Genomic DNA, 9,178 nt, shown 5'->3' on the forward strand with positions numbered 1-9,178 from the left:
GTGGCTTCCGCGGGCGGGCGATGCTCGGGGGGAGGCGAAAGTCAGGGAGGTTGCCGGTGGACGAGAGCGCTCAGGGACCACGCTCCGCCGTCGTGGTCGGCGCGGGGATCGTCGGGCTGTCGACGGCGTGGTTCCTGCAGGAACACGGGGTGCGGGTGACCGTGCTGGACCGCACGGGCGTCGCGGCCGGCGCGTCCCGGGGCAACGCGGGCTGGCTCTCGCCCGGGCTGGCGATCCCGCTCAACGAACCGGGGGTGCGGCGCACCGGGTTCGCCTCGCTCGTCCGGCGGGACGCGCCGCTGCACGTGCCGCCGTCCGCCGACCCGGCGCTGTGGTCGTTCCTGCTGCGGTTCGCCGCGCACTGCACCTGGCCGGCGTGGCGCCGGGTGGTGGCCGCCAACCTGGCGCTGAACGACGACTGCCTGGACGCCTTCGACACCCTCGTTCGCGGCGGCGTGGCGGCGGAGACCGTCGAGGCCCCGATCACCGCGGTGTTCGAATCCGCAGGCGCGGCCGCGGGACTGCTGGCCGAGCTGCGGCGCTTCACCGCGGCCGGGGCCCGCGCCGACCACACCGGCCTGACCGCGGCGCAGGTCCGCGCGCGACTGCCGCAACTGTCCGGCCACGCGGGCGCCGGGATCGACCTGCCCGGCCAGCGCTACGTCGACCCGGGCCGGTTCGTGCGGGCGCTCGCGGACTCGGTGCGCCACCGCGGCGGCACCATCCGCGCCGGGTTCGACGTGCGGTCGGTCCGCTCGCACCGGCACGCGGTGACGGTCGTGTCCCGCGACAACGTGAGCTTCTCGGCCAACGTCGCCGTCCTCGCGACGGGGGCGTGGATCAGCCGCCTTGCCGGGAAACTCGGCGTGCGCGTGCCGGTGCGGGCCGGGCGCGGCTACTCCTTCACGGTGCCCACCGAGACGCCGCTGGCGCAACCGGTGTACCTGCCCACGGTGCGCGTCGCGTGCACGCCCTACCGCGGCGCGATGCGCGTGGCCGGGACGATGGAGTTCCGCGGCCCCGACGACCCGCCCGACGAGCGGCGCGTGGAGGCGATCGTGCGGTCCGCGGCGCCGTTCTTCGAGGGCGTGCGGTGGGCCGAGCGCAGCGACACGTGGGTGGGCCCGCGGCCGGTCAGCAGCGACGGGCTCCCGCTCATCGGCGCCACCGCCGAGCCAGGGGTGTTCGTCGCGGGCGGGCACGGCATGTGGGGGCTCACGCAGGGGCCGGTCACCGGGAAGCTGCTTGCCGAACAGGTCGTCACCGGCAAGCAGCCGGAGTCCCTGCGGCCGTTCGACCCGCTGCGGTGAGCCATGGGATCCACCGAGGACCTGGAGTTCCTGCGCGCGGAGAACGCGCTGCTGCGCGTGGAACGGGACATCCTGCTGCGCGTCGCGGCCGGTTTCGCCGACGACGCCAACGCCACGCTGCTCCGGCGGCGCACCGCCGCCCGGCCGAACGAAGGAGGTAACGCGATGGACACCGTGTGGCTGACCGAGGAGGCGTACGCGCGCCTGAGCGCGGAGCTGTCCGCGTTGCGCGGCCCGGAGGACGACGATCCGGAAGACCGGGAAATGGCTCTGCGGCAGCGAAAGGCGCGCACGCGTGAGCTGGAGGACCTGCTGCGCCGCGCCGTGGTCGGCCAGACGCCGCCCGACGACGGCGTCGCCGAACCGGGCATGGTGCTGACGGTCCGGTTCGACGACGACCCCGAGCCGGAGACCTTCCTGCTCGGCGTGCGCGACGGCGCGGGCGACGACCTGGAGGTGTACTCCCCCGGCTCGCCGCTGGGCCGCGCCCTGACCGGCGCCCGCCAGGGCGAGACCCGCACCTACACGGTGCCGAGCGGCGCGACGGTGCGGGTGACGCTGCTCCGCGCGGTGCCCTACGGCAGGCACTCGGCCTGAGCGCGTCAGACCGGGTGCCGGTCACCGCTGCGGGTGCGGCGCGGCGTCAGAGTGGAGCCCCATCGCCGACGGTCGCGGCGAGCCAGCGTTGCCAGGAGCCGGCGCGGTCCTGCGGATCGCCGGTTTCGCCGTAGTGGTGGTCGCTGACCGCGATCGGCAGGCCGACCGCGGAGCGCTCGTGGAAGCGGACCAGCGCGTCGGGCGTGCGCAGGCCGACGAACTTCGCGGTCACGTAGTCCACCTCGCCCTCCAGCGACGGACCGCCGGGCAGGTCGATCTTGACCGGGGAGCCGAGCCGCGCCGTGCCGAGCGCGCGCAGCAGCCGGTCCCAGCCGCCGGGCGCGGGGGCCTCGGCCTCCGCGTAGGTGGCGGGGCGGCCGCGGAAGTGCCGCAGGTACTCGCCGAGTGTGAACAGGTACATGTCCCAGCCACTGCTGGTCATGCCCTCGTACTCGCCGTCCCAGTCGTCGCCGAGGACGCCACTGTGGACGAACCGGAGCACGCTGGTGCCGCCGTCCCTGCCCTCGATCAGGTACTGGAAGGCCTGCGTGCTGCCGTCCGGGGCCTCCGGGGTGCGGACGAACAGCCGGTGCGGCGGGCTCCACTCGGCGACCTGGGCGCTGTCCGGGTCGATCTCCATCGGCATGAACCAGGCCGCCATGCCCGGTCCGGTGGCGATCGCCTGCCACACCTCCTCGGGTGACGCCGGCAGTTCGATCTCCTTGGGCAGTTCGAATTCACGCCCCATCGTTCGCCTCCTCGGTACGGGTCATCGCGGGATGGATCGCCAGCACGAGCCGGTGCCTGCGCCCCCGGGCGGCGGTTTCGTCGTGGTACTTGGCCACCAGTCCCGCGACCGCGTCGGACAACTCCTGGGTGAACGCGGCCCGGTCCGCCGCGCTGGCGAAGCGGACCTCGCCGTCGAGCGCGAAGGTCGCGACCCGCTTGCCCGCCTTCGCCCCGGCGCCGATCAGCGCCCCGACGTCCTGCACGAGGCGGGCGGCCACGGCGAGCAGCCAGCGGGCGGAGAGCCGGTCCGGCGCGCGGCCCGGGTCCGGCGCCACCGGCCCGGTGGCCGACGGCGAGATCACGTACGCCTCGGCGGTCGCGCGCAGCACGCGCTCGGTCATGTTGCCCTTGCGGCGCTCCTCGACCAGACCGACCAAGCCGTGCTTCTCCAGGTCGCGCAGGTAGTAGTTCACCTTCTGCCTGGTGAGCCCGACCTTCGCGGCGAGCGACGACGCGGACCCGGGTTCGGCGAGCTCGTGCAGCAGCCGCGCCCGCACCGGTTCCAGCGCCGCGGCGGCCACGGAGGGCTCGTCTATCACTGCGACGTCCATCATGCCGCCGAGCGTGGCACCGACAAGTTTCTTTGTCAAGACGATCGATGTTGTCGGTTCGGCGACAGGTGTGTCCTAAGCGGACATCAGCGCGGTGATCGCCGGGCCGAAGGCGGCGCCGAGGAGGTAGCAGAGGTTGAGCAGACCGACCGCCGTCGGCCGGTGCTCCTCGGCGACCGCGCCCGCGTACACCGCGAACACCCCCTGCCCCGAGGCCGCCGCCAGCGACCCGGCCGCCATGCCCGCCAGCAGCACCGGCGTCGCCCCGGCGAAGGAGATCACCACCGTCGCCGCGGTGGCCGCGCCGATCAGCAGCGCGGTCACCACGCCGGGCCGCATCCGGCCGGACGCCGCCACCACCAGCCAGGACAACGCGCCGCCGAGCAGGTAGGGCGCCACCATCACGGTGCCGATCTGCGCGGGCGTCCAGCCGGTGTGCCGGGCCAGCAGCGTGGGTGCGGCGTACAGGATGCCGAAGTTGACCACGGCGAGCGCCAGCCCCACCCCGCACAGGCCGAGGAACCGGGGCGAGCGGGCCAGCGCCGCGGGCAGGAAACCGTCCGGCCGGGCCCGCAGGCGCACGATCAGCAGCAGCACGGTGACCACGGCGGCGGCCGCGGCGGGCGCAGGCCAGTGCGGGACGGCCACCAGGGCGGTGACCAGCGCGGTCACCAGCGCCGCGCCAGGCACGTCGAACCGGGAGCCCGGCGGCTCCGGCGGCGACGCGCGCCTCGCGGCGGCAGGCACCGCGAGCAGGCTGACCACCGGCAGCGCGAGCGTGGCGCGCCAGGACGCCAGATCGGCGACGACCTGACCGGCGAGCGGGCTGACCGAGCCCACCACGGCGAGCGAGGCGGTGACGATCCCCATGCGCCGCGCCGAATCGGCGAGGTTCATCGCCGTCACCGTCAGCCCGGCGCAGCCCAGCGCCTGCGCCGCGCTCCCCACGACCAGCAGCGGCAGCGCCGGCCCGGCCACCACGAGCAGCGCGCCCGCGGCCACGAGCAGCCCGCACACCGCGAGGACGGCGCGGACGCCCCGGCGGGCCAGGAGCCCGGCCATCAGCGGCGTGCCCACCGCGACACCCCAGCCGAAGGCCGTCACCAGCCAGGTCGCCGCGGGGATCCCGACGCCGAGATCACCGGCGACCTCCCCGAGGACGAGGGCCGGTCCCGCGATGCCCAGCGACAGCGGCCCGGCCAGCAGCGCCAGCCACGGCGCGCCCACCCGGCCCGCCCGGGCCGGCGACACCGCCGCGGCGCGGTCCGGCGAGGTCGTCACGACCGGCCCGCCCCGGTCAGCGCCCCGCGCGCGGCGGCGGCGAGGTCGTCGAGCAGCGCGGCCAGCGTGGCGCGCAGGTCCGCGTCGCGCAGCGCGCCGTCCGGGTCGAACGCGTTGTCCGCGCGGGGCACGCACAGCCGGCGCTCCACCACCTGCGCCCCGATGGCGGACAGCACCTGCCGCAGCTCCGCCTGGGACCACTCGGCGCCGTAGTCGCTCGGGCTCACGCCCGCCACGGCCACCGGCTTGCCCACCAGCACGCCCTCGCCATACGGGCGGGACGCCCAGTCCAGCGCGTTCTTCAACTGCCCGGGCAGGCTGCTGTTGTACTCCGGGGTGGCGATCAACAGGGCGTCGGCGCCGGCGATCGCCTCGCGCAGGGCCAGCACGCCCGGCCCCGGCTCCGCCTCGTGGTCCTCGTTGAACGGCTGCACGTCCGCCAGCCCCGTCCACAGGTCCAGTTCCGCGCCCGGCGGCGTCCGCAGCCCGCGCAGCAGGGTGGTGCTGTGGGAGGCGGCGCGCAGGCTGCCGGAGATGCCGAGCACGCGGACCGGCTTCGCGTCGTGAGTCATCAGGTGCTCCCTCGTCGGGTGATCGCTCTCGATCCCGACTCTGCGGGGCCGCGCTTACCGTGACCTTTTCGTCCGCTTACGGTCGCCGCGCCCGTAGGCTGGCGGCGTGCGGTTCGGGGTGCTGGGTCCGCTGGAGGTGCGGACCGCCGAGGGGGAGGCCGTCGTCGTCCCGGGGGCCAAGGTCCGGGCGCTGCTGGCCGACCTGCTCATCCACGCCGGCGAGCCGGTCCCCGCGCACCGGCTGATCGAGGACCTGTGGGAGCTGGACCCGCCCCGCGATCCCGCGGCCGCCCTGCAGGTCAAGGTCTCGCAGCTGCGCAGCGCGCTGGAGCGGGCCGCGCCCGGCGCCAGGGAACTCGTGGTGTCCCGGCCCGCCGGTTACCTGCTCGACGTGGAGCCGGACGCGGTCGACGCGAACCGGTTCACGAACCTGGTCTCAGCGGCACGGGCGGCGGAGTCGCCCGCGGACCGCGCTGCCCTGCTCGGCGAAGCGTTGTCGTTGTGGCGCGGGGACGCCTTCGCCGACTTCGCCGGCGCGCACTTCGCCGTCCCGGCGATCACCCGGCTGCACGACCTGCGGCTGACCGCGCTCGAAGACCGGATCGAGGCGCGGCTCGCGCTCGGCGAGCACGACCTGGTCGCGGGCGAGCTGGGCGACCTCATCGCCGCGCACCCGCTGCGCGAGCGACTGCACGGGTTGCGGATGCGCGCGCTCTACCAGGCCGGCAGGCAGGCGGAGGCGCTGGAGGCCTACGACCGGCTGCGGACCCGTCTCGTCGAGGAGCTCGGGCTGGAACCCGGCGCGGAGCTCGCCCGGTTGCACCAGGCCATCCTGCGGCGGGACCCCGCGCTGGAGGCCGCGCGGCCCGTGCGCCGGCCCGTCACCAACCTCCCCGAACCGGTCACCGACCTGATCGGCAGGGCCGAGGCCATCGACGCGGTGTCGGCCCTGCTGGCCGCGGACCGGGTGGTCACGCTGACCGGACCGGGCGGGGTCGGCAAGACGCAGCTCGCCCTGGCCGCGGCGCGCGAGTCGGCGAACCGGTTCCCGGACGGCACGTGGCTGGTCGAACTCGCCGGGTTCGCGCGGTCCGGCGACCGGGACCCGGACGCCGCGATCGCGGACCTCGTCACCTCGGCACTGGGCATCCGGGACGACGCGGCGCTGGTCCTCCCGCCCGCCGCCGGGCACACGCCGCCACTGCGACGGCTCGCGGAAGCGTTGCGGCACAAGCGGTTGCTGCTCGTGCTGGACAACTGCGAGCACCTGATCGCACCGGTGGCGCGGGTGGCCGAGGCGCTGGTGCGCGCCTCCCCCGGCCTCGTCGTCCTGGCGACCAGCCGCGAACCGCTGGGCGTCACCGGGGAACGGCTCTGGCCGGTGCCACCCCTGGACCTGCCCGGCCCGGCGGACGCGGATCCGGCCCGGCTGGCGGAATCCAGCGCAGTGCGGTTGTTCGTCGCCCGCGCGGCCGCGTCCGCCCCGGGGTTCGCGCTCCGCGCCGACAACCAGCGCGCCGTCGCGGCGATCTGCCGCACGCTGGACGGGCTCCCGCTGGCCATCGAACTCGCCGCCACCCGGGTGCGGGCGCTGGGCGTGCACGATCTGGCCCTGCGCCTGGAGGACCGCTTCCGCGTCCTCACCGCGGGCAGGCGGACGGCCCCGGCCCGGCAGCGGACGCTGCGCGCGATGATGGACTGGAGCTGGGACCTGCTGTCGGCCGCCGAACGCGCGGTCCTGTCGCGGCTGGCCGTGCACGCCGACGGCTGCACGCTCGCGGCCGCCGAGCACGTGTGCGCGGGCGAGCCGGCGGGCGACGTGCTGGAGGTGCTCGCCGGCCTGGTCGACCGGTCGCTGGTCGTGGCCGACACGACCGGGGACACGCGCTACCGCCTGCTGGAAACCGTCGCCGCCTACGGCCGGGAACGGCTTCAGGAGTCGGGCGAGGCGGAGCTGATCCGCCAGCGGCACGCCGGGTACTACGCCGGGTTCGCCGAACAGGCCGCCGACCGGTTGCGCGGCCACGACCAGCGGACGTGGCTGGAACGGATGGACGCCGAGTCGGCGAACCTGCGGGCCGCGCTCGCCACCGCCGTCGGGCAGGACGACGCCGCCACGGCGTTGCGCTTGGTCAACGCCGCGGCCTGGTACTGGTTCCTGCGCGGCAAGCACCAGGAGGCGCACCGGTGGATCACCCGCGCGCTGGCCGTGCCGGGGGACGCGCCGGGCGGCGCCAGGGCGGAGGCGACGGCGTGGCAGGCGGCGATGGGGTTCCTCACCGGCAGGCACACCGACCCGATGCGGGACAGCACCGAGGTGCTCGCCAAAGCAGGCGACGCGGCGGCACTGGCCAGGGCGCAGTGGTTGTTCGGGTTCGTCGGGCGCAGCGGCGCGCCGGACGCCGCCGCCGCGCTGATCGACCGCGCCGGCGCGGCCTTCCGGAAACTCGGCGACCGCTGGGGCCTGGCCGCGACGCTGTGGGCCCGCGCCGACCAGGCGATGCTGCGGGGCGACCTGAACGCGGCCGCGCGCGACGGCGCTGAGGCCGCGGCGTTGTTCGCCGACCTGGGTGACCGGTGGGGCCAGGTGCAGACGGCGAGCCTGCTCGGCGTGCTGGCCGAGATCGGCGGCGACCACGAACGGTCCGCGCGGCTGCACCGGGAAGCGCTGCGCAAGGCGGAGGAACTGGGGTTGTGGCCGGTGGCGTCCCACGAGCTGTCCCGCCTCGGGCGGCTGGCCCTGCTCGGCTCCGACCACGCCGCCGCGGAGGACCTGTCCCGCCGGGCCCTGCGGCTGGCCACGGAACACGCCTACGAACCGGGGATCAACCTGGCGCGGGGCGGGCTCGGGATGTCCGCCCGCCGCCGGGGCCTGCTCGACGTCGCCGAGGAGCACCTGCGGAACGTGCTCGCGTGGGAGCGCCGCATCAACTACTGGGTCGGGATCGCGTTCGCCCTCGCGGAACTGGGGTTCGCCGCCGAGCAGCGCGGCGACGCGGCAGCGGCGTGGTCACTGCACCGCGAAGGGCTGGACGCGGCGCGCGCGACCGGCGACCCCCGCGCGGTGGCGATCGCGCTGGAAGGTCTGGCCGGGGCGCACGTGCTGGCCGGCGAACCGGACCGGGCGGCCTGCCTGCTCGGCGTGGCCGCGGCGGCCAGGGAGTCGGCGGGCGCGCCGCTGCCGGCGGCCGAACGGTTCGACGTGGACCGCATCACCGCCGCGGCGCGCCGGCTCCTCGGCGAAGCCGCCTTCGCCGAGGAGTTCGACCGCGGCAGGCGCATCCCGCCGTCCGGCCTGCCGCTGGATCAGCGGACCACGTCGTAGACCAGCTTCTGGATGCCGTTCGAGTAGGACTCGCTCTCCAGCAGCTTCAGGCCCTGCTTGTCCTTGTCGGTGTCGCTGAACAGCCGCTTGCCCGCGCCGAGCAGGACCGGGAACACCAGCAGGTGGTACCGGTCGATCAGGCCGGCGTCGGAGAGGTTGCGGTTGAGCGTGGCGCTGCCGTGGACGGTGATCGGCCCGCCCTCGGTCTCCTTCAGCGCCGCCACGTCGTCCAGCGACCGCAGGATGGTGATCTCGCCCCAGTTCGTGACGAGTTCCTCCTCCTTCAGCGTGGTCGACACGACGTACTTCGGCATCGCGTTGTAGCGGGGGAACTCCTCGGTCATCCCCGGCCACACCGGGGAGAACGCCTGGTAGCTGACGCGGCCCAGCAGCATCGCGGCGGCCTCGTCCTGCTCGCGGGCCTTGATCTCGTAGGCCGCCGCGTCGAACTCGATGCCCTGGAAGGTCCAGCCGGAGTTCCGGTAGCCCGGCTCGCCGCCAGGGGCTTCGACGACGCCGTCGAGCGAGACGAACGCGGTGGTGATCAGGGTGCGCATGGAGGACTCCTCGGGTTCATCCGGCGGTGCTTTCATCAGTGCATCGATCGAGCATCGCCGGAATCGACACCTTCCGCGAAGTTTTTTTCCGGCGGCCGGGCTGTGGGGGGGGGGGGGGGGGGGCCCGGCCCCCCCCCCCCCACCCCCCGGCGGCCACACGAACACCCACGGGGGGGGGGGGGCCCAAAAGAAAAGA

Annotated in this window: 8 protein-coding genes; 3 read left to right on the forward strand and 5 right to left on the reverse strand. The window is 75.3% G+C overall.

Translation table 11 applies throughout. From position 1 onward, the window contains the following. Window positions 1–20: 20 nt before the first annotated feature. Both ABZ193_RS23955 and ABZ193_RS23960 read left to right on the forward strand, forming a co-directional pair. A complete protein-coding gene (locus ABZ193_RS23955) occupies window positions 21–1,310 on the forward strand; it encodes an FAD-dependent oxidoreductase (RefSeq protein ID WP_051123566.1) in 1,290 nt (429 codons plus the stop codon). A 3-nt stretch (window positions 1,311–1,313) separates the two neighbouring features. Beyond that, window positions 1,314–1,907 (forward strand): GreA/GreB family elongation factor, encoded by a 594-nt coding sequence (locus tag ABZ193_RS23960; protein WP_020419239.1) that lies wholly within the window; start codon window positions 1,314–1,316, stop codon window positions 1,905–1,907. Between the two features lie 46 nt (window positions 1,908–1,953). Here ABZ193_RS23960 and ABZ193_RS23965 read toward each other — a convergent pair whose 3' ends face one another. The 4 genes from ABZ193_RS23965 to ABZ193_RS23980 form a co-directional block, all read right to left on the reverse strand. Next, on the reverse strand, window positions 1,954–2,655 hold the full coding sequence (locus tag ABZ193_RS23965; RefSeq protein WP_020419238.1) for an SRPBCC domain-containing protein: 702 nt from the start codon (window positions 2,653–2,655) through the stop codon (window positions 1,954–1,956). Next, window positions 2,645–3,250: a helix-turn-helix domain-containing protein gene (locus tag ABZ193_RS23970; RefSeq protein WP_027936051.1), complete on the reverse strand. Its 606-nt coding sequence runs from the start codon at window positions 3,248–3,250 to the stop codon at window positions 2,645–2,647. Before ABZ193_RS23970 ends, ABZ193_RS23965 begins: the two co-directional genes overlap by 11 nt. A gap of 72 nt (window positions 3,251–3,322) precedes the next feature. Beyond that, the gene (locus ABZ193_RS23975; protein WP_354711518.1) at window positions 3,323–4,528 is read right to left on the reverse strand and encodes an MFS transporter; all 1,206 of its coding nucleotides are present in this window, start codon (window positions 4,526–4,528) and stop codon (window positions 3,323–3,325) included. Further along, window positions 4,525–5,100 (reverse strand): NAD(P)H-dependent oxidoreductase, encoded by a 576-nt coding sequence (locus tag ABZ193_RS23980; protein WP_354711520.1) that lies wholly within the window; start codon window positions 5,098–5,100, stop codon window positions 4,525–4,527. The genes ABZ193_RS23975 and ABZ193_RS23980 overlap by 4 nt, the downstream gene beginning before the upstream one ends. A gap of 106 nt (window positions 5,101–5,206) precedes the next feature. Here ABZ193_RS23980 and ABZ193_RS23985 point away from each other — a divergent pair, with 106 nt between their 5' ends. Beyond that, window positions 5,207–8,425, forward strand: a complete 3,219-nt coding sequence (locus tag ABZ193_RS23985; protein ID WP_354711521.1) for a BTAD domain-containing putative transcriptional regulator — start codon at window positions 5,207–5,209, stop codon at window positions 8,423–8,425. Here the strand turns inward: ABZ193_RS23985 and ABZ193_RS23990 are convergent. Beyond that, window positions 8,407–8,982 carry a dihydrofolate reductase family protein gene (locus tag ABZ193_RS23990; RefSeq protein ID WP_020420913.1) on the reverse strand — a complete coding sequence of 192 codons (576 nt, stop codon included), beginning with the start codon at window positions 8,980–8,982 and terminating at the stop codon, window positions 8,407–8,409. The genes ABZ193_RS23985 and ABZ193_RS23990 overlap by 19 nt on opposite strands. Window positions 8,983–9,178 lie beyond the last annotated feature (196 nt).

Source organism: Amycolatopsis sp. NPDC006125 (assembly GCF_040614195.1).
Lineage (GTDB): Bacteria > Actinomycetota > Actinomycetes > Mycobacteriales > Pseudonocardiaceae > Amycolatopsis_E > Amycolatopsis_E tucumanensis.